The 18552-nt window shown below is 58.9% G+C and carries 17 protein-coding genes; 9 read left to right on the plus strand and 8 right to left on the minus strand.

Annotated features, from left to right (window positions below; genetic code table 11):
• Window positions 1-10 precede the first annotated feature (10 nt).
• Window positions 11-616: a WbqC family protein gene (locus NQ519_RS07910; protein ID WP_227901147.1), complete on the plus strand. Its 606-nt coding sequence runs from the start codon at window positions 11-13 to the stop codon at window positions 614-616.
• On the opposite strand, the gene NQ519_RS07915 is transcribed toward NQ519_RS07910, so the two are convergent.
• Both NQ519_RS07915 and NQ519_RS07920 read right to left on the minus strand, forming a co-directional pair.
• On the minus strand, window positions 537-2570 hold the full coding sequence (locus NQ519_RS07915) for a glycoside hydrolase family 2 protein (protein WP_019151701.1): 2034 nt from the start codon (window positions 2568-2570) through the stop codon (window positions 537-539). The two genes, NQ519_RS07910 and NQ519_RS07915, sit on opposite strands and share 80 nt — an antisense overlap.
• A gap of 370 nt (window positions 2571-2940) precedes the next feature.
• Window positions 2941-6405, minus strand: a complete 3465-nt coding sequence (locus tag NQ519_RS07920; RefSeq protein ID WP_019151700.1) for a hypothetical protein — start codon at window positions 6403-6405, stop codon at window positions 2941-2943.
• A 158-nt stretch (window positions 6406-6563) separates the two neighbouring features.
• Here NQ519_RS07920 and NQ519_RS07925 point away from each other — a divergent pair, with 158 nt between their 5' ends.
• The 5 genes from NQ519_RS07925 to NQ519_RS07945 all read left to right on the plus strand — a co-directional run bounded on the left by NQ519_RS07925 (window position 6564) and on the right by NQ519_RS07945 (window position 10204).
• The gene (locus NQ519_RS07925) at window positions 6564-6776 is read left to right on the plus strand and encodes a helix-turn-helix domain-containing protein (protein WP_026076718.1); all 213 of its coding nucleotides are present in this window, start codon (window positions 6564-6566) and stop codon (window positions 6774-6776) included.
• A 119-nt stretch (window positions 6777-6895) separates the two neighbouring features.
• On the plus strand, window positions 6896-7414 hold the full coding sequence (locus NQ519_RS07930) for a CvpA family protein (RefSeq protein ID WP_019151698.1): 519 nt from the start codon (window positions 6896-6898) through the stop codon (window positions 7412-7414).
• Window positions 7404-8321, plus strand: coding sequence for a ribosome small subunit-dependent GTPase A (gene rsgA / locus NQ519_RS07935; protein ID WP_026076717.1), 918 nt, complete (start codon window positions 7404-7406; stop codon window positions 8319-8321). The genes NQ519_RS07930 and rsgA overlap by 11 nt, the downstream gene beginning before the upstream one ends.
• Window positions 8302-9012 (plus strand): TrmH family RNA methyltransferase, encoded by a 711-nt coding sequence (locus NQ519_RS07940; protein ID WP_026076716.1) that lies wholly within the window; start codon window positions 8302-8304, stop codon window positions 9010-9012. Before rsgA ends, NQ519_RS07940 begins: the two co-directional genes overlap by 20 nt.
• Window positions 9005-10204, plus strand: coding sequence for an aspartate aminotransferase family protein (locus NQ519_RS07945; RefSeq protein ID WP_019151695.1), 1200 nt, complete (start codon window positions 9005-9007; stop codon window positions 10202-10204). Before NQ519_RS07940 ends, NQ519_RS07945 begins: the two co-directional genes overlap by 8 nt.
• 29 nt (window positions 10205-10233) lie before the next feature.
• Here NQ519_RS07945 and nfo read toward each other — a convergent pair whose 3' ends face one another.
• The gene (gene nfo / locus NQ519_RS07950; protein WP_019151694.1) at window positions 10234-11082 is read right to left on the minus strand and encodes a deoxyribonuclease IV; all 849 of its coding nucleotides are present in this window, start codon (window positions 11080-11082) and stop codon (window positions 10234-10236) included.
• A gap of 95 nt (window positions 11083-11177) precedes the next feature.
• On the opposite strand from nfo, the gene NQ519_RS07955 reads away from it, so the two are divergent.
• The 3 genes from NQ519_RS07955 to NQ519_RS07965 are packed head-to-tail and all read left to right on the plus strand — an operon-like array spanning window position 11178 to window position 14243.
• A complete protein-coding gene (locus NQ519_RS07955; RefSeq protein WP_019151693.1) occupies window positions 11178-12344 on the plus strand; it encodes a DUF3078 domain-containing protein in 1167 nt (388 codons plus the stop codon).
• A complete protein-coding gene (locus tag NQ519_RS07960; protein WP_019151692.1) occupies window positions 12344-13978 on the plus strand; it encodes a S41 family peptidase in 1635 nt (544 codons plus the stop codon). The genes NQ519_RS07955 and NQ519_RS07960 overlap by 1 nt, the downstream gene beginning before the upstream one ends.
• Window positions 13971-14243, plus strand: a complete 273-nt coding sequence (locus NQ519_RS07965; RefSeq protein WP_019151691.1) for a hypothetical protein — start codon at window positions 13971-13973, stop codon at window positions 14241-14243. Before NQ519_RS07960 ends, NQ519_RS07965 begins: the two co-directional genes overlap by 8 nt.
• A 70-nt stretch (window positions 14244-14313) precedes the next feature.
• On the opposite strand, the gene NQ519_RS07970 is transcribed toward NQ519_RS07965, so the two are convergent.
• From NQ519_RS07970 to NQ519_RS07990, 5 genes are all read right to left on the minus strand, one after another.
• A complete protein-coding gene (locus NQ519_RS07970) occupies window positions 14314-14868 on the minus strand; it encodes an RNA polymerase sigma factor (protein ID WP_019151690.1) in 555 nt (184 codons plus the stop codon).
• On the minus strand, window positions 14849-15172 hold the full coding sequence (locus tag NQ519_RS07975) for a hypothetical protein (protein WP_019151689.1): 324 nt from the start codon (window positions 15170-15172) through the stop codon (window positions 14849-14851). Before NQ519_RS07975 ends, NQ519_RS07970 begins: the two co-directional genes overlap by 20 nt.
• Window positions 15169-15576 carry a 4Fe-4S dicluster domain-containing protein gene (locus tag NQ519_RS07980; RefSeq protein ID WP_019151688.1) on the minus strand — a complete coding sequence of 136 codons (408 nt, stop codon included), beginning with the start codon at window positions 15574-15576 and terminating at the stop codon, window positions 15169-15171. Before NQ519_RS07980 ends, NQ519_RS07975 begins: the two co-directional genes overlap by 4 nt.
• Before the next feature lie 114 nt (window positions 15577-15690).
• The gene (gene deoC, locus NQ519_RS07985) at window positions 15691-16572 is read right to left on the minus strand and encodes a deoxyribose-phosphate aldolase (protein ID WP_019151687.1); all 882 of its coding nucleotides are present in this window, start codon (window positions 16570-16572) and stop codon (window positions 15691-15693) included.
• A 174-nt stretch (window positions 16573-16746) separates the two neighbouring features.
• Window positions 16747-18468 carry a hypothetical protein gene (locus NQ519_RS07990; RefSeq protein WP_026076715.1) on the minus strand — a complete coding sequence of 574 codons (1722 nt, stop codon included), beginning with the start codon at window positions 18466-18468 and terminating at the stop codon, window positions 16747-16749.
• Window positions 18469-18552: the final 84 nt, after the last annotated feature.

Below are 18552 nucleotides of genomic sequence, written 5' to 3' on the forward strand. Positions count from 1 at the left end.
ATTTTTAATTGTGTCAACCGTTTTACCCCTCGCATACCTCCCCTCGGTGGAGTATTTCACGCACCTCGTGCGCGGCGGCTGCGTCGTGGACCTCGGTGAGCACTTCGTGAAGCGTTCGGAGCGCAACCGGGCCCGGATTCTGGCCGCCGACGGGGTGATGGAACTCACCGTCCATGTCCGCAATGCCAACCGTCCCCGCCAGCCGGTGCGCGACGTGCGCATCGACTACTCCAAACGCTGGCAGCATCAGCATTGGGGCGCGCTGGTCGCCTCCTACAAGTCGTCGCCCTATTTCGACTTCTACGCCGAGCGGTTCGAACCTTTCTACCGCCGGGAGTGGAAATTTCTGGCCGACTACAATCTGGAACTCCTCGACGCGGTGTGCTCGCTGGCGAAGGTTCCGATGCCGGCTCTCTCCGAATCCTATGTCGATGCCGCTCCGGGCGACCTCGACCTGCGGCCCAAACGCAAAGAGGGCCCGGCGTTCGTCGCCGAGCCCTATTTCCAGGTCTTTTCCGAGCGGATGCCCTTCGCTCCTAATTTGTCGTTTGCAGACCTGCTGTTCGCCGAAGGACCTGCGTCCGTTTCGGTTTTAGCACGTTGCCGACAAGAATAGTCACGCTGTCGCGCAGCTCTCCCGCCAGGGCTTTCACCTCGACCGTCCCGTGCATGGCCACCGAATCCGTCCGGTACTGGAACGGGGCGTATTCGGTCACGGCCAGCGTGTCGCTTCCCGCAATCAACACGGGCTCCCCGGCCGACGAGTAGACGCGGAAAGCCTGCATGTCGTTGTCGCGCAGCCGGCGCCGTTTGTCCACGATGTGCAGCGTCGGTTCCTCCCGGTTCCACATCGCTTTATAGAGGTAATACGCATCCTTGCATTCGCGGCGGTTGAGCGTCACCAGCCCGGCGCCGTTGACCCCGTAGGGGCGGCGCGACGAACCGTAGTCGAACATGTTGTCGATCCAGATTCCCCAGAACAGCGAATCGTTTTGCAGGTTTTTGGCGTACTCTTCGTGGAAGCGCGTCTGATTCTCTTCGGGCATCCAGTTCGAGCGCGGTTCGGCCTGCGCCGTGTAGCTCTTGTGGCCGATGAATCCGCTGCCGCCGTAACTTACCGCCGAGCGCAGGTGCGACCAGCTCTTTTGCAGCTGATTGCGCCACAGGATCACGTCGTCGGTCGAGCCGCGCTGCCAGCCCACGTCCTGCCGCCAGACGATCAGGTCGGTGATGAAATTGATGCCGCCGTTCTGGTCGCTGCAAGCCACCGTCGGACGCGACGGGTCGAGCGCATGGGCCGCGTCGTTCAGCCGTTTGAGGTAGGGCGTCACGTCGTCGCCCCGGGGCCAGAGCCGCGAGAAGATGCCCCACATCACCACCGAAGGGTGGTTGATATTCTGGGCGATGATCTCCTGCAACTGCTCCATCCCGTTCTGCTCGAAGGCCGGCATGGCGTAATAGGCCACGTCGCCCAGGAACGACGAGCGGTGCAGCGGCGTGTCGACCCAGACCAGCATGCCCTGCTCGTCGCAGCGGTCGTAAAGGTACTGCGCATGCGGTATCACCGCCGAACGCAGGGCGTTGGCCCCGAGTGTGCGGATCTGCCGCAGGTCGGCGTCGTAATCCTCCGGCGCCAGCGTGCCGCCCGAAAGGGCGTTGTCGTGGTAGAGCGTCACGCCGTGTACGGGAATCCGCTCGCCGTTGATCGTCAGCCCGTCGGCCGTGCTGGCGGCTATCGCGCGGAAGCCCGTGCGGACCGTGACGCTGTCGGTCACGGTCTCGTCGCCGATCGTGGCCGTCACGGTGTAGAGCGCCGGCCGGTCGGGGCTCCAGAGCGCGGGATTCTCGATGGTGAAAGGTACGACGACGGGTTTGCCGTCGAGTTTTGCCCGCTGGCGTTTGGTGTAGGTGCGGACCCCGTCAGGGTCCGTGATTGCCACGTTCAGCATGCAGGAGTTGTCGCCTTTCGAGGTGATGTGCACCTCGACTTCACCCTCGACCTTCTCGGGCGTCACGCTCTGCTGCCGCACGAGCACGCCCTCCGAACCGAGGTAGAGCGGCGATATGGCCGTGCGTTCGGTGAGAATCAGTTCGGCTTCGCGGTAGATGCCTCCGTAGAGGTTCATGTCGGTCGAGGTGGGCAGCACGTCGTCGCGGTAGCTGTTGCTGACCACCACGAGCATGGCGTTGTCGGTTCCGAACCGGACCTTGTCGGTGATCTCGAAGGTGAATGCCGTGGCGCCGCCGCGGTGCGTGCCGACGTAGTTGCCGTTGACGAATAGGTCGGCCACCGACTGCACGCCGTAGAACTTCACGAACAGGCGTTTCGAGGCCCATTCGGCGGGAATGTACATGCCGTTCTGGTAGTTGCCCGTGGTTTCGAGCCAGTAGCCCTGGGCCAGCGGGTCGGTGTTCCAGCTGTGGGGCAGGGTGACGTGGCGGGCGTTGTCGGAGGTTTTCTCCGACTTGAAGAAAAATCGCCAACCTTCGTTGATCGGAAATACCTCGCGGGCGCGGGCCGTTGCGGCGAGGCCCGTGAGCAGCAGGAGAATCGCTATGTATCGTTTCATGGCAGGCTGTTTTTTAGTGTCCGGGACAAAGATAGTGAAAAGAACGGGGGGCTCCAAAACCGAATTGCATGCGGTGCGGCAAAACGCCCCGACCGATAAAAGTGTCGTTACGACATCAAAGATAATGCAAACGGAGCGTAAAATCAAATCGGATTGTAGTCGGACAGGCTTCGTTTGTGTTCGGTAGCGGTTCGGCCGCCGTTCCGGCAGGGACAAAAAAATGGCGGACCGCGCCTCTTCGGTCCGCCAAAAAGCAGGGGATATATGTGAAACTTGTTAACTAAAAAACAACTCCTTGGGTGTCATCCCCTGCGTGAGTTAGAGGAGGAGTTTCCCGGAACCGTCGGTCCCGGGAAACCGACTCCGGGTGTTATTTCTTGAAGCTGATCTTGATCGTCTTCGTGAACGGCTTCTTCTCGTAGCCCGTCACCTTGCCGGTCTTGTCCTTGACAGGCTCGTAAGCGAAACGATACTTGTAAGTTACGTCGATCGTCGCCGTCGTGGCCGCTACCGACTCGTTGCTGGCCGTTGCCGTGATGACACCGGTCTCCTTGTCGAACGTTACGCCTACGACGGGCAGGTTGTTGGCCCATTTCAGGTCGCTGTATTCGACTTCGCCATTCGTATTCGCGAATTCGTAACCGTCGGCGGCCGTAGCGAGCGTAGACAGTGCATAGTCGTCTTGGCTCTTCGCGTAGATCGGGTTTTCGAAAATATCCTTGGCGACGGGCATGACCGTGACGGTCGTCTCGCCCTCGTTGTATTCTCCGGGTTCTTTGCCGTCGGCCGACATGGCGAGTACCTTATTCACGATGTCGAACGTAACGTCCTCTTTGCCTGCGGCCGGGAGAATGATCTCGCTGCCCTGGAAGAAGTTCCACGAATCGAAGTCGATCGGGGCTACCAGCGTGATATCGAACTGCTCCGTAGCGCAAAGTTTGTCGTTCTTGTCGAACAGTTCGGCTTTGACCGTGCACGACGGCAGGATAAAGTTCTGCCAGCTCATGCTGCTGCCCGAGATCGACGGCCATTTCGAGGCGTCGCCCTTCGCATAAACGGTTTCGTAGGTCTTGTAATCGTCATTAGCGTCTTTTACCAGCGTGTAGACGACTGTCGCACCTGCCGCCTCAGCCTCTGCGGTCATATCGTATGCGCGCTTGAGGTCGATAGCGTTCAGAACGACTGCATCTCCTTTGACTCCGGCATTCAGCTCGATGAACGGATTCTTGCCTGCCGCTCCGGGCTTGAGGTACAGATCGTTGCCCTTGAGCGAGAAGATTTCGTTGGTCAGGGTGTAGGAACCTGTCAGTTTGATCTCGAAGGCTTTGTCGTCGCTGACGATGCTGCCCTTGCCCGTTCCGGTCGGTACGGTGTAGGTGTACGAAGGCTGCTTTTCCCAGTTGATATTCGTTCCGTCGAATGCGAGTTTGAGCGTTGCGCCGTTTTCGAGCGTAACCTCAGCGGGCAGAACGATCGGGTCTGCCTTGTCGTTTCCGGCTACATTTACACCGTCATAGTTCAGCGTCAAGCCATTCAGGAAAGTAGCTACGGCTGCCTTGTCTGCGAAATACTGCTTGTCGAAGAACGTTTCGTTGACTTTCTCGAACGAGATCTCATAGTCGTCACCTACCTTGGCACCCTCGTTCTTTATCTCGTAGGAGAATGCGGGCAGTCCGTTGAAGGTTACCTTACCGGAGATGTTGACGAACGTTTCGGTGGAGCCTACCTTGGGTGCGGCGGTGAAGGTTGCTTCGCCATTGCCGTTCAGCCACTTGGTTACGGTTACCGTGAGCTGCTGTGCCGATTCGGCGTTCAGCATCTTGACCGGAGCGATCGTTACGGCAGGTACGGCCTGGCCGTCCAGAACCAGTTTGCTATCCTCGGGAAGTTCCGCTACCTCTGCATCGATCGATGCGGGCAACTCATTGAACATTTCCCAGTCCATTGCCTTGTCGGCCGGAACGGTAACCGTGAACGAATAGGTGTTGCCAGCTGCATAGGTTGCATATTTCCAGTCGATCACGCCGTTGATCTCCGTCAGCTCGGCGGCCTTGTCGCCTATGATTTTGACCTGCGATTTGATACCGGTGAGCCATGCGACGCTCTTCTTATCGAAAGTAATCGTGAGATCATCGGTAATTTCGAGTACGTTGCCTACGTTGTCAACGCTCTGTTTTGCAGCGTTTTTGACGGTAATCGGCTTGTTTGCGTTGGCTTTCTCCAGCGGCTTTGCCGGATTGACCGTGAGCTGGGTCTGGTTGGAGAAATCACCGGCGTTACCAGTGTAGGCTGCGTTTTTGTGGGTGTATGCGAATGCCAGTTTTTCGGCAACGCCTGCATCCCACAGATACTTGGCTGCGGCTTCTTCCAGCGAAAGGATCTCTTCGCCGTCCTCGTATGCGAGCTGATAGTCATTCAACAGCGTTATCGTCTCGGTCGAGTTCCATACCAGCGGATATACGGCTGCATTCTCGTAAGCGACGAGTTTGTCTTCTTCACCGGCTTTTGCCAGGATAAAGTTGTCTTTGACGTCTTCCGATGCGCCCGTGGTCGAGATATAGGGAGAAACGATCTCGAAGCCTACGTATTTGTATCCGTTGCCGTCCTCGTTCTTCTTGGCTTCCTGCTTGAGACAGAGGGCCACGGCATAGGTCTTGCCGGCCTTTTCGAGCTCCTTGTAGAGTGCCTCGTCGGCAACGGCCGTGAAGATCAGCTTGCCTTCCTCGGCCTCTACATCGCCTTCGTAGGTGACGGGTGCGGCTTCGGCAGCACGGGTCTTGACCTCTTCGGGAATGAACGAAACTGCGACCTCCCCGTCGTTGATCTGCCCGGCGAGCGTTTCGGCGAGCGCTGCGGGTGCTACGCGGAAAGCGATCTTCACTTTGGGGGAAGAAGCCAGCGGAATGTTGTCGGCTGCTTTGGCGCCAGCGATGTACGAACCGCCGAAGTTTACGTCATAATCGGCTCCGACCTCCGTCGGGACGAATACGATCGACTGGATGCGGCCGGCGAGGTCGTCGATGGCGCTCCAAATGGCCGTGATCTTTTTGTCGTATTCGGCGAATACGGTTGTCAGATCGTTGGCTTTCAGGTATGCGGCGTTGCCGGTCGTGCCGTAGTCGGGACCGTTGTCGGGAATCAGACCGATGATCTTCGCTTTCAGCTCCGAGTTGGCGGCGTCGAGGGCGGCGATGGCTGCATCGCTTACCTGACCGGCCCATACGGCCTGATTGTCTGCGATGTATTCGGCTATGTACTGGGAGAAGCCCGAACCGACCATTTCCGAGATGGCCTTGCGGATTCCATCGACTTCTTTGTCGTCGTTGATCGCTTTGACGATCTCCTGTTTGATGGCGGTCAGGTCGGCATCGCTTACGCTCGTGTCGATTTTGCCGATTTCGGTATCGATCAGCTCCTGAACTTCTTTTTGCACCTCCTTCGTCCAGATATTGGCGAGGGTGAACTGTGCCTCGATCAGTTTGTCGATGGCGGCCTGGTCGAGCGTATTGTTGCCGATCAGGTCCAGAATCTCTTTTTCAGTTTTGTAACCGAGCTTTTTTACCTCTTCGGCCAGTTTGCTGCTCGCTACGTAGCCGGCCAGTTTGGTATCCAGCTGGGCGTTGGTGACAAATGCCGAGAAATCGACATTCTGCAATTTGTCGGTGATCGCCTGAAGGGCAGAAGCGTCGGCCTTCAGCTCGATTTTGCCTTTCAGGTCGTCGATCTGACCTTTCAGGTCGTTGATGTCGTCGTCGTAATCCTTACAGCCGACGGCACCGAGCAGTGTTCCGGTCAGAAACACTGCCAGAAATTTTCTGAACAAGTTGTTTTTCATAGTACGAAAGATTGAAATAAAGATGTGTTTTGCATGTAATTTTCAATTTGTTACTCATTTGCGACGCTCGATGTTGGTATCATATATGATACGCATGGTGCAAATATATATATAAAAATTTGCACAGCAAAATTTTTGTTCAAATTTTTAGAATGCGAATGGATTATCAAGACGAGATCCGCTATATCTCTACGAGGATCAAGGAGTTGAGGAAGGAACGCAGTCTGACCGTACAGGAGTTGGCATACCGCTGCGACATGGAAAGATCCAACTTGAGCCGTATCGAGGCGGGAAGGACCAATCTGACCGTAAGAACCATGTGCGTCATCTGTAACGCACTGAATGTTACCCTGCGCGACGTGATACGCTGAGGACCGACACCTATATTTATATATTCACGTATACTTGTCTCCAAATCGTCCTTTGTATGCTTTTTTTGGGCTGTTTCGGTAAAATGTGTATCTTTACGGACACAAATTGAACGCTGTTTTTGAACGCTGTTGATCTGATCGTCTGCCTCGTGCTGGCGCTGGCCGTCTGGAACGGGTGGCGTCAGGGCTTCATTTTGCAGGTATGCTCCCTGGCGGGCATCGTCGCGGGCATCTGGCTCGCGGCGCAGTTCGGCATGCAGGCCGGCGAATGGCTGCGGCTGGACCCCGGCTTTGCCGCCGCGGGCGGATTCGTCGCGGTGCTTGTCGCGGTCATCCTCGTCGTGGCGATCGCCGGGCGGCTGGTGCGCAAACTGTTCCATTTCGCGGGATTCGGCATCGCCGACACGCTGCTGGGCGTCGCGGTTTCGGTGCTGAAATACTTGCTCGTGCTGAGCGTTCTCTTTTCGGCGTTCGACGATCTGAACGAGGATTACACCCTCGCGGGTCCGGAAACGATCGAAAAATCGAAGAGTTACAAACCGGTCATGCACCTTTCGGAGGCCGTGTTCCCCTTCCTGGAGTGGGTCGGCGGGCAGGTGCCGGGGCCGGATGAAAATACCCCGTCCGATGGAGAGTAGATTTACGGCCACCGTGGTCCGGGCGACCGGCAGTTGGTACGACGTGCTGCACGACGGCGCCATGCTGCGCTGCCGCATCCGGGGCAAACTGCGTCTGAAAGGCGTGCGGTCAACCAATCCCGTGGTCGTGGGCGACGAGGCGGTGTGCGAGGCCGACGGCGGCGACTGCGTGATCGTGGACATCGTGCCGCGCCGCAACTACGTGATCCGCCGGGCTTCGAACCTCTCCAAGGAGTCGCACATCATCGCCGCCAACGTCGATCAGGCGTTGCTGATGGTGACGCTGCGTTCGCCCGAGACGCCCAAGGAGTTCGCGGACCGTTTTTTGGTGACCTGCGAGGCTTATAAGGTTCCGGCTGCGATTCTGCTTTCGAAGATCGACTTGCAGGACGCGGAGGCCGTCGCGGAGTTCCGCGCGGTGTACGAAGGGGCCGGTTACCGCGTGCTGGAGGTCTCCGCGAAGGAGGGCCGCGGCGTGGAGGAGGTCCGGAATCTGTTGGCGGGGCGCACGACGCTCGTGTCGGGCAACTCGGGCGTCGGGAAATCGACGCTGATTCAGACCATCGACCCCTCGCTGGACATCCGCACCGGGGAGATCTCCGACAGCCACCACAAGGGCCGCCACACGACGACTTTCTCGACGATGTACCCTCTGGCCGAAGGCGGGGCGGTGATCGACACGCCGGGAATCAAGGGGTTCGGACTGCTGGACATCGACGACGCCGAACTCTGGCACTACTTCCCGGAGATGATGCGCGTGGCTCCGGGCTGCCGCTTCTACAACTGTACGCACACCCACGAACCGGGCTGCGCGGTGGTCGAAGCGGTCAAGGCGGGTGAGATCGCGTGGTCGCGTTACGAAAGCTATCTGAAAATCCTCGACGACGATGAAAAATACCGCAAATAACGCTTTGCCGGATTTCGGCCCCGAGTCGGACCCCTGCGGGAAGCGCATCGCCTGCCTCCGGGAGTTCATGACGCCCGAGCGCTACGACGTGCTGCGGAAGACGGTCGGCATGCGGACCCGCTACATGACCGTGCTGGCCGAGAACATGTACCACGGGCAGAACGCCGCGGCGCTGATCCGCCACTGCGAGGCGTTCGGGGTGCAGGAGATGCACACCGTCGAAACCTTGTGCTCCTTCGAGCCGAATCCCGACATCGCACGCGGCGCCGAGCGGTGGATCGACGTTCGGCAGCACCCTTCGACGGCGGAGGCCATCGCCGCGCTCCGCGGGGCGGGTTACCGCATCGTGGCCACCACGCCCCACCGCGAGGACGTGACGCCCGAGACTTTCGATGTCGCCCGGGGGCCTTTCGCGCTGGTTTTCGGCACGGAGCACGCGGGGATTTCCGACGAGGTGATCGCCTCGGCCGACGAATTCCTGCGCATCCCGATGTGCGGCATGGTCGAGAGCCTGAACGTCTCGGCGTCGGCGGCCATCCTGATCTACATGCTTTCGGAGCGTGTCCGCCGTTCGGTCGATGGCTGGCAGCTGCCGCCCGCCGCGCAGGCCGAAGTGCTCGACGGCTGGATGCGCGCCAGCGTGAAGGACGCCGGGGCGATACTTGCAAGAAAATTCGGAGAAAATGGCTGATATTCTGCGTAAACAATTTCTGGCCCACGTGGCCCAGACCTCGCCGTCGCCGATGTTGGTGGAGGTCGCGCGCGCCGAGGGTTCGTTTTTCTACACCCCCGGCGGGAAACGCTATTACGATCTGGTGGCGGGCGTGTCGGTGAGCAACGTCGGTCACGCGAATCCCGCCGTGGTGCGGGCCGTGCAGGAGCAGGCTGCGCGCTATATGCACGTGATGGTCTACGGCGAGCTGGTCGAGACCCCGCAGGTGGAGTACGCCGCGAAGATCGTGTCGCTGCTGCCCGCGCCGCTCGAAAGCGTCTATTTCGTCAACTCGGGCGCCGAGGCGGTCGAGGGGGCTCTCAAACTGGCCAAACGCTATACCGGACGTACCGAGATGATCTCCATGCGCCGCGCCTACCACGGTTCGACGCACGGGGCGATGAGCATGATGGGCGCTCCCGAGGGCGAGGAGTGGAAAGGGGCGTTCCGGCCCCTGCTGCCCGACGTGCAGGCCATCTCGTTCAACGATTTCGACGACCTGAAGCGCATCACGCGCCGCACGGCCTGCGTGCTTGCCGAACCCGTGCAGGGCGAGGCGGGCGTCCGGCCTCCCCGGCCGGGGTATCTGGAGGCGTTGCGCCGGCGTTGCGACGAAGTGGGGGCGCTGCTGATCTTCGACGAGATTCAGACCGGCATGGGCCGCACGGGCGAACTGTTCGCCATGCTCAAATACGGCGTCACGCCCGACATCGTCTGTCTGGCCAAAGCCCTCGGCGGCGGCATGCCGCTCGGGGCGTTCGTTTCGAGCCGTGAAATTATGGGCACCTTGCAGGAGAATCCCGTGCTGGGGCATATCACCACCTTCGGCGGCCATCCGGTCTGCTGTGCGGCCGGTCTGGCGGCGCTGAACTACCTGCTGGACAACGGGGTGGTTGCGACCGTCGAGGCGAAGGGCGCCCTGTACGAATCGCTGCTCGCCGACCATCCCGCCGTGCGGGAGATCCGCCGTTCGGGACTGCTGCTGGCCGTCGAGCTGGGCGAACCGGCGAAGCTCTATCGCATTATGGAACTGTTCAAGGAGGCAGGCATCCTGAGCGACTGGTTCCTGTTCTGCGACACGGCGTTCCGCATCTCGCCGCCGCTCACGATCTCCGACGAAGAGGTCCGCGAAAGCGCGGCGATCATCCGGGATTGTCTGGATCGGGTCTGAAAAAGGGAGGTTCGCAACCTCCCTTTTTTCTATGCCTCTCCGGCGAATGCTTTTAAGCGGGCGATCTCCTCGCTCCAGCGCGTTTCGTCCGGGGTTTCGAGAATCAGCGGAATGCCGTCGAACCGTTTGTCGCGGGCGATGTAGCGGAAACACTCCATGCCGATCATCCCTTCGCCCAGCGGCATGTGGCGGTCAACACGGCTGCCCAGTATCTTCATCGCGTCGTTCAGGTGCATCCCCTTCAGATAGCCGAATCCCACGACACGTTCCAGTTCGGCGAACGTCGCGTCGCACGCTTCGGCGGTCCGCAGATCGTACCCCGCGGCGAAGGCGTGGCAGGTGTCGATGCAGACGCCCACGCGCGATTTGTCCTCCACGCGGTCGATCAGATAGCGGAGGTGTTCGAACCGGAATCCGAGGTTCGACCCCTGCCCGGCGGTGTTCTCGATCACGGCCGTCACCCCGCGGGTTTTGTCGAGGGCGATGTTGATTGACTCGGCGATCCGGTCGAGGCTCTCCTCCTCGGTGATTTTTTGCAGGTGGCTGCCGGGATGGAAGTTCAGACGGTCGAGTCCCAGCAGTTCGCAGCGCTGCATTTCGTCGAGAAACGCTGCGCGCGATTTCTCCAGCGCCTCTTTTTCGGGATGTCCGAGGTTGATGAGGTACGAGTCGTGGGGCAGTATCTGTTCCGGCCGATAGCCGTAGGTGTCGCACGCCTTGCGGAAAGCGTCTATCTCTCCGGCGGAGAGAGGCTTGGCCACCCATTGACGTTGGTTCTTGGTGAAGAGCGCGAAAGCCGTGGCTCCTATTGCGTGCGCATTGGCGGGGGCGTTGTCCGCACCTCCCGAGGCGCTTACGTGTGCTCCGAAATATTTCATAATTCGTTCTTTCAGTTTATCTTTCAGACAAAGTTAAGGATTTTATAAATAAATTCATAAATTTGTACATTGAAAATCAATAGAATCGCTTCGCTATGAAACATCTTTTCCCGATCTTCGCACTGGCGGCCTTTCTGCTCGCGTCCGTTCCGGCTTCGGCTCAGATTTCGATCGACGAGGTCAATGCCGAGCAGCAGAGCGTGACTTTCCAGGATAAGCTGAAGTCCACCTCCGTCGATGTCGATTATTTCAACCTGGCCCGTTACAAGGCCGAGCGCGCCGCTATCCGCAAGGAGCGCAACTACCTCGAATTCGGCGGCGGGTTGCAGGGCGCCCTGACCTCCTACAACGATCCGTGGATTGCGACTTCAGGCGGTGACAACTCCATCGCATTGGTGGCGACATTCAACCTGAAACACATATTTACGAAGGATCTCTTTACCATCGAGACCAAGTTCAATGCCAAGCTGGGTTACAACCGCATGAAAGTCACTGTTGACGACAAGGAGGAGGGTATTTGGTTCAAGAATCAGGATGAGTTCGAGATTTCGACGGCTCCGTCGTTCAAGATGACGAAGAACTGGTCCTACGGCGTCATCGCCAAGTTCCGCAGCCAGTTCGTCAACGGCTACAAGTCGCGCACCGAGCAGGAGGAGGCTGACCTCAAAAGCAAGTTCATGACTCCGGCCTACCTCGACATTTCGCTGGGTATCACCTATAAAAGTCCCGAGAAGAAATTCCCTATCACGGTCAACATGTCGCCTCTCGCTATGAATGCCACCTTCGCCGAGAACGACTGGATTCGCAAACGGCAGGTGGACAAGGACGGCAACGAGATCAAACCGGCCTATCCTTACGGTATCGAGGACCCCGATCGGACTTCGAAATACGAGGGCGGTTCGTCCGTCCAGATCGACTTCGACCGCACGTTCGGCAAAACGGGTTATCTGCGTTACCGCACGATGCTCTACGGATTCTACGGCTGGATCTCTGACATCGGCCAGAGGAACAAGATCAGCGATTACAGCAAGTATCTGGAGGCTTTCGAGAAGTGGAATGCGGGAGACAAGAATATCAAGGACAAACCCCGCCTGCCGATCCATCCTATCGTCCGTTGGACGAATACCATCGACATTAAGGCAACAAAATTCCTCAGTACGACGTTGAGTTTCGAGTTGTATTACAACCGTGCCCAGAACGTCGATGTGCAGACCAAAACCCTGCTGAGCGTCGGTCTGACGTATACCTTTAAGAACAAATAATGTATAAGAATTCGAAACGCACCGTCCTTTTCCCGCTGCTGCTGGCCGCGGGGGTGGTCCTGGGCCTCGTGCTGGGACAGTATCTGGGACGCAATTCCACCACTTCGCAGCTCAAGGGCATGCTCAGCCGCATGGCGCTGCCCACGAACAAGCTGACCTATACGCTGTCGCTGATCGAGAATCAGTATGTCGATTCCGTGTCGATGGACTCCCTCGCCGAGCACGTCATTCCGCTGCTGGTCAAGGAGCTCGACCCCCATTCGGTCTACATCCCCGCTTCGGAGATGCAGGCGCTGAACGAACCTCTCGAAGGGGAGTTCGACGGTATCGGCGTGGTCTTCAACATGGCCACCGACACGGTGATCGTGCTGAACGTCATTCCGCAGGGCCCCAGCGACAAGGCCGGCATCAAGGCCGGCGACCGGATCATCGAGATCGGCGATTCGGTGGTCGCCGGGCGCAAGATTCCCCAGAACAACGTCGTGAAGATGCTGCGCGGACCGCGCGGTACGACGGTGCACCTGGGCATCGGGCGGCAGGGCATCTCCGGACTGGTGCCGATCGACGTTGAGCGCGGCGTGATCCCGATCCGGAGCATCGAATCGGCCTTCCGCATCGCCGACGGCGTGGGTTATGTCAAGCTGGGGCAGTTCGCCCGGACGACTTACGACGAGTTCCGCAGGGCGCTGGCCTCGCTGCGCGCCGAGGGGGTCACGAAGCTGATCTTCGACCTCCGGGGCAATTCGGGCGGATTCCTCGACCAGGCGATCGCCGTGGCCAACGAGTTCCTGCACAAGGGGCAGCTGATCGTCTACACCGAAGACCGCCGCCACGAACAGCTCCGGGAATACGCCGACGGCAACGGCTCGGCCCAGGACATGGAGGTCGTGGTGCTGATCGACGAGGGGAGCGCTTCGTCGAGTGAAATTCTCGCCGGAGCGTTGCAGGACAACGACCGTGGTACGATTGTTGGACGTCGTTCGTTCGGCAAGGGACTCGTCCAGCGTCAGATTCCGTACAGCGACGGATCGGCCCTGCGGCTGACCACGGCGCGTTACTACACGCCTACCGGCCGCTCGATCCAGAAGCCCTATACGATCGGCGACGACGAGAGCTACGAGGAGGATATTTGGAACCGGTATAAGAACAACGAGTTTTTCTCGGCCGACAGCATCCATTTCGCCGATTCGCTGAAACGGACGACGCCGGGCGGAAAGGTGGTTTACGGGGGCGGAGGCATCATGCCCGATGTCTTCATTCCGGCCGATACGACCGATGTGACGAAATATTTCATCGAGGTGTCGGGACGCAATATCCTCTACCGTTATACGATCGAGTATGCCGACCGGCACCGCGAGGCGCTCAACGCCGTGCAGACCATCGGCGATTTGCAGGCGCTGCTCGACAGCGACAAGACCCTTGTTGACGATTTCGTCCGTTATGCCGCCCGCAAGGGCGTTGCGCCGCGCTACGGCGACATCGCCCGCTCGCGCCGGCTGATCGAGGCCCAGCTCCGGGCCTACATCGGCCGCAATACGAAGCTGGAGGACAACGGGTTTTATGCGAACATCTATCCCGTGGACAACGTGATCGTGCGTGCCGTCGGGATATTAAAGGAGGATAAGAATGATTAAGAAGCTGATTGGTATTATCGTAGCCGTTGCGGTGATCGTCATCATCGTCGTGGCGGCTGTCCGGCGCGACAATTTCCGGTCGATGGTGTTGCGCGACGAAATGTTGAACGGTGTCCGGCCGACGGAGGAGCCTTCCCGCCTGATTTCGCCTGCCGAACTCGACGTTCCGGCCGAACTTCCCGCCGAATCCGACGTTCCGGCCGAACCTGTTCCGGACGCCGGGGCGGTCGATTCGCTGACCGTGGAGGTTACGGATTCGATCTGACGTTTCTCCGTCTCCTATGCGAAGCCGGCGGCCCTCGGAAGGGTCGCCGGCTTTCGTACGTAGGGGCGGTTCACTCCGTGAGGAGGGCTTCGTAGACCTCCGTCAAGCGGTTTCGGAGGTGTTTCACCGCATAATGCTTGCGCGAGAGCAGGGTCGCCACGGGGATTCCGGTGTCCTCGGCGAGCTCCCGGAAGGTGAATCCCTCCATTTCGGTCAGTTCGAACACGTCGCGCTGGGCGGCGGGCAGTTCGCCGAGAGCCTTTTCGACCTCCTCCCAGACCAATGTCCGCAGGTATTCCATTTCGGGAGAACTCTCCTCGTCGGCCAGCAGGGCCGTGATTTCGTTGACGAATCCGCTTTCGTCGTCCTGCCCGCGCATCTGCGGCATCCGTTCTTCACGGCGCTTGCGGCTGTGGTCGATGATGCGGTTGCGGGCCGCGCGGAAGAGCCAGGCCGCGACCTGCGTCACCGGATTCAGCGCATCGGTCTGTACGAAGCGCATGAACACGTCCTGCAAAATATCTTCGGCCTCTTCGCGCGAGGGGATGCGCCGGGCGATGAAGGCTCCCAGCTGACGGCGGTATTTCCCGAAGACTTCGGCGGGGTTATTTTTCGGGGCATTCATCCGTGGGGTTTTCTTCCCGGTACGAACGGATTCTTTGACGGATGAATTCGCGGCGTTCCTCGTGCGACATGCCGTGCATCGCCCGGTGGATGTGGCGGTGTTCGTGCCAGCCGGAATGTCCTAAGTGCCCGAAGAACAGATGGGCGAGCGCCAGCAGCCCTAACATCTGCCAGTAGCCGACCGGTTTCCAGCCGAATATGTCGGGAATCAGGGTGTTCCACAGCCACATGGCTGCGCCGACGGCCGCCGCGAGCAGGGCGACTCCTCCGATTGCATGGAGAACGAATGGAAGATTGCGTTTCATGGTTTGTTGTTGTTTTTCAGAAATTCCGGGATTTGTAAATGGCAGAATATCAGGTGGAACAATACCAGCAGCCCGAATATTTTCCAGTAGTTGACCGCCTGCCATGCTTCGGGGTCAGACGACCACGGCAGCGCGAGCGCCAGGGCAAGAACGATGGGCAACGCTCCTCGCAGAATGTGTTTCGGGGCGGTTTTGCGGGGTTCGATCTTGCGGATGACGATGGCTTTGTTGCGGCAGGAGCGTTCGCAGGCGCGGCATCCCGCGCAGCGTGCGGCGTCGGCGACTTGCACGAAGCGGCATTGTCCGTTGTCGGCCAGGCGGAGAACTCCGCGGCGGCATGCTTCGACACAGCGTCCGCATCCCGTGCAGTCGTAGGTGCGGAGTACGATTTCGGTGTTTTTCATCTTCGATAGGTTTCTATCTGTGCAGACGACCGGGCACGGAAAATATTTTAGACAGGGCAAAAAAATTCCCCGGAATGTTCCGGGGAATAGTGTTCTGAATCGTGTTGCGGTCCGCTAATAGTACTTGATTTCCTTGCCCTCGATAGCCGAAAGGAGGTTGTTGGCGGCCGAGGAGGCGCCGATGCGGAACAGGTCCGTCGTGAGCCACTCCTTGCCGAGGATCTCCTCGACGATGGTGTAGTAGAGCGCGGCGTCTTCGGGCGTGCGGACACCGCCCGCGGCCTTGAATCCGACCTTGCGGCCCGTCTTTTCGAAATAGTCCTTGATGGCCTGGCACATCACCACGGCGGCTTCGGGGGTTGCGGCCACGTCGATCTTGCCCGTCGAGGTCTTCACGAAATCGGCTCCAGCCAGCATCGACAGCAGCGAAGCCTTGCGGATCAGTTCGGGGGTTTTCAGCGCACCCGACTCGATGATCACCTTCAGCACCACATCCTCGTCCATCTCCGTGCGGATTACCTCCACCTCGTTGGCCGCTTCGTCGTACTCGCCCGTGAGCATGCGGCCCACGTTCAGCACGATGTCCACCTCGTCGGCGCCGTTTTCCACGGCCATCGCCACTTCGAGGGCCTTCACTTCGAGGAACGTCTGCGCTGCGGGGAATCCGCCCGCGACGCTCGTGATCTTCATCGGCGTACCGTCCACGGCCAGCCCCACGGTCTCCACGAATGCGGGGTAGATGCAGATCGACGCCACGTTGGGGATATGCGGATATTTCTGGTAAAACTCCACGGTCTTGCGGGCGAACTCCGTGACGGAGGTCACCGAATCGTTGCACGACAGCGTCGTGATGTCGATGGCCGAATAGCAGAATTTATAGACTTCGGTATTGTGGTTGCGTGCCCGGGCGACCTGACGGATGCGGGCGACTTCGGTGTCTACCTGTTCGGCGCTCCATGCTGGAGCGTATTCATTCAGATGGTTGGCGTATTCCATACGATCTTGTTTTTTACAAAATTAGAAAAATTATTCGATCCCGCGTCGCTTCCGGACCAATTATTTTACGAACGGGCCCGCTTTCGCATTTGTTGTCCGCTCCTTCCGGCGCCGATGCAAAAAAAGAGCCTGAACCGTTCCGGTCCAGGCTCTTTTTATTGGTTCGTGCTGAAATTACTTCTGCAACGGCTTCAGGTTGATGTCCTTGGCAGCCTTCTGAGCCAGAGCGGGGTTCTTCGAAACGGCGCTCTTCAGCTGAGCCTCTGCGGTCTTGAGGTCGCCTTCCTTCGTGGCGATTACCGCACGCAGGTAGTCGGCGTCGGCCGAGTTGTCCTTGGCGATGGCCTTCTTGGCACCGGCCAGGTCGTTCGACTGAACCAGGGCGATAGCCTCGTTGTAGCCCTTGAGCCCCTTGGCGGCAGCCTTGTAGTCACCCTCGGCGGCAGCCAGGGCAGCCTTGGCCTGAGCGTCGGCGGCAGCAGCGTACTTCTTGGCCTCTGCGGTGTTGTTGTTGGCCAGGTTAGCCAGCAACAGGTTCTTGTTGAGCTCCTTCGACGAATCCAGCTTGGCAGCCTTCTCGAACGATTTCAGGGCAGCGGCCTTGTCGCCGGCCTGCGTCTGAGCCACGCCGAGGTTGTTCCATACGCGGGCGTCGTTGAATTTCTTCGAAGCGGCGGTCAGGATGGCTACCTGCTCGTCGGCGTTCTTGGCCAGCTCCTGAGCGGCATAGAGATACTGCTCGACGGTCAGCTCGCCGCCGTTGCGGTAAGCGGCCATGATTTCAGCGTCGGTCAGACCCTGGAGGTCGGTGCTGTTGACGATCTGCGAACGGCGCAGCTCGGGAAGCACCTCTTTCTTCAGCTCCTCGAATACTGTTGACATGTTCTTGATCTCGGTCTCACGCTCTGCGGGCGAGTTGTAGAGGCTCAGCACCTGGAGAATGAGGTTCTTGTCCTTGATGTTCGATTTCTCGACCAGCTCCTTGAAGCCGTCCCAGTCCTCGCCGTAGGCAGCGGCGTCGATATCCAGACCTGCGTCTTTCAGCAGTTTGGCTACGACCTTCTTACCCGACTCGCTGCGGGCCTGCGAGAGTTTGTCGTTGAACTTCACCGGACCGTCGGGCGAAGCATAGCCCTTGACGGCGATGTTCTGCGTGGCACGGTCGTTCGTGAGGTTCTTGTCCACGTTCTCCTTGAATGCGCCGAGGTTGGCGTTCTTTTCGTTCTTCTTGGTCACTACCGACGAGTTGATCGCATAGAGCAGGTCGGTCTTGTCAACCACCGTGGTCACCTTCTTGTAGTCGTTGGCCATCTGATCCATCAGGTCGCCGTACTTGAGGTCCTTTTGCAGGGTGTTCAGACCGTAAGCGACCGTCAGACCGAATTCCTTGGCGATGGCGGCTTTGGCAGCGGCGTCGTTGCCGGCCAGCACGGCAGCCTCCTCCTTGGTGGGGATGGCTCCGGTGTTCAGGTTAACGAGCACGAACTCCTTGGCCTTGCCTTTCGGGCACTTGATCTCGGCGCGGAGCTGCAATGCGCACTGGTCCATGCGGGGATCGTAGGGGAACTCCACGTGCTGCGTGAAGTTGCCGCCGTTGATCTTGTCTACGACAGCGTAGTTCTCGTCAACTTTCGAACCCTGATAGTATTTGGTGGCGCCGGCCACTTCGCCGCCCTCGAATACGATGACGGGGGTAACCTTGATGATCGCCTTCTTGTTGAAGTACTCGACGGGGAAAGTGACATTGATGTCGGCGGCGACGATGCCGTTGTTCAGCGTGAGAATCTCGGGGGTAACCGTCAGTTTGACATCGTCCCGGTTCTTGGCCATCTTCTTGAAGCAATTACAGCTCGAAAATGCCAGGGCGGCAGCTACGAGCACAATGCTCAATTTCATTAAGTTTTTCATAATAGGGTAAATTAATGTGTTTATTTTTAATGTTTGCCTCTTGTCTGTCTCGCTTCCTCCCGGTTTTCGGAA

It is taken from the genome of Alistipes senegalensis JC50, from assembly GCF_025145645.1.
Taxonomy (GTDB): Bacteria; Bacteroidota; Bacteroidia; order Bacteroidales; family Rikenellaceae; genus Alistipes; species Alistipes senegalensis.

What these genes read in the sequence shown, in the direction of transcription:
- rsgA (WP_026076717.1), top strand. Translation starts at nt 7,404, where the DNA reads ATGGAGAGTAGATTTACGGCCACCGTGGTCCGGGCGACCGGCAGTTGG.
- NQ519_RS07965 (WP_019151691.1), top strand. Translation starts at nt 13,971, where the DNA reads ATGATTAAGAAGCTGATTGGTATTATCGTAGCCGTTGCGGTGATCGTC.
- NQ519_RS07915 (WP_019151701.1), bottom strand. Translation starts at nt 2,570, where the DNA reads ATGAAACGATACATAGCGATTCTCCTGCTGCTCACGGGCCTCGCCGCA.
- deoC (WP_019151687.1), bottom strand. Translation starts at nt 16,572, where the DNA reads ATGGAATACGCCAACCATCTGAATGAATACGCTCCAGCATGGAGCGCC.
- NQ519_RS07970 (WP_019151690.1), bottom strand. Translation starts at nt 14,868, where the DNA reads ATGAATGCCCCGAAAAATAACCCCGCCGAAGTCTTCGGGAAATACCGC.
- NQ519_RS07960 (WP_019151692.1), top strand. Translation starts at nt 12,344, where the DNA reads ATGTATAAGAATTCGAAACGCACCGTCCTTTTCCCGCTGCTGCTGGCC.
- nfo (WP_019151694.1), bottom strand. Translation starts at nt 11,082, where the DNA reads ATGAAATATTTCGGAGCACACGTAAGCGCCTCGGGAGGTGCGGACAAC.
- NQ519_RS07940 (WP_026076716.1), top strand. Translation starts at nt 8,302, where the DNA reads ATGAAAAATACCGCAAATAACGCTTTGCCGGATTTCGGCCCCGAGTCG.
- NQ519_RS07980 (WP_019151688.1), bottom strand. Translation starts at nt 15,576, where the DNA reads ATGAAAAACACCGAAATCGTACTCCGCACCTACGACTGCACGGGATGC.
- NQ519_RS07975 (WP_019151689.1), bottom strand. Translation starts at nt 15,172, where the DNA reads ATGAAACGCAATCTTCCATTCGTTCTCCATGCAATCGGAGGAGTCGCC.
- NQ519_RS07990 (WP_026076715.1), bottom strand. Translation starts at nt 18,468, where the DNA reads ATGAAATTGAGCATTGTGCTCGTAGCTGCCGCCCTGGCATTTTCGAGC.
- NQ519_RS07955 (WP_019151693.1), top strand. Translation starts at nt 11,178, where the DNA reads ATGAAACATCTTTTCCCGATCTTCGCACTGGCGGCCTTTCTGCTCGCG.
- NQ519_RS07920 (WP_019151700.1), bottom strand. Translation starts at nt 6,405, where the DNA reads ATGAAAAACAACTTGTTCAGAAAATTTCTGGCAGTGTTTCTGACCGGA.
- NQ519_RS07945 (WP_019151695.1), top strand. Translation starts at nt 9,005, where the DNA reads ATGGCTGATATTCTGCGTAAACAATTTCTGGCCCACGTGGCCCAGACC.
- NQ519_RS07925 (WP_026076718.1), top strand. Translation starts at nt 6,564, where the DNA reads ATGGATTATCAAGACGAGATCCGCTATATCTCTACGAGGATCAAGGAG.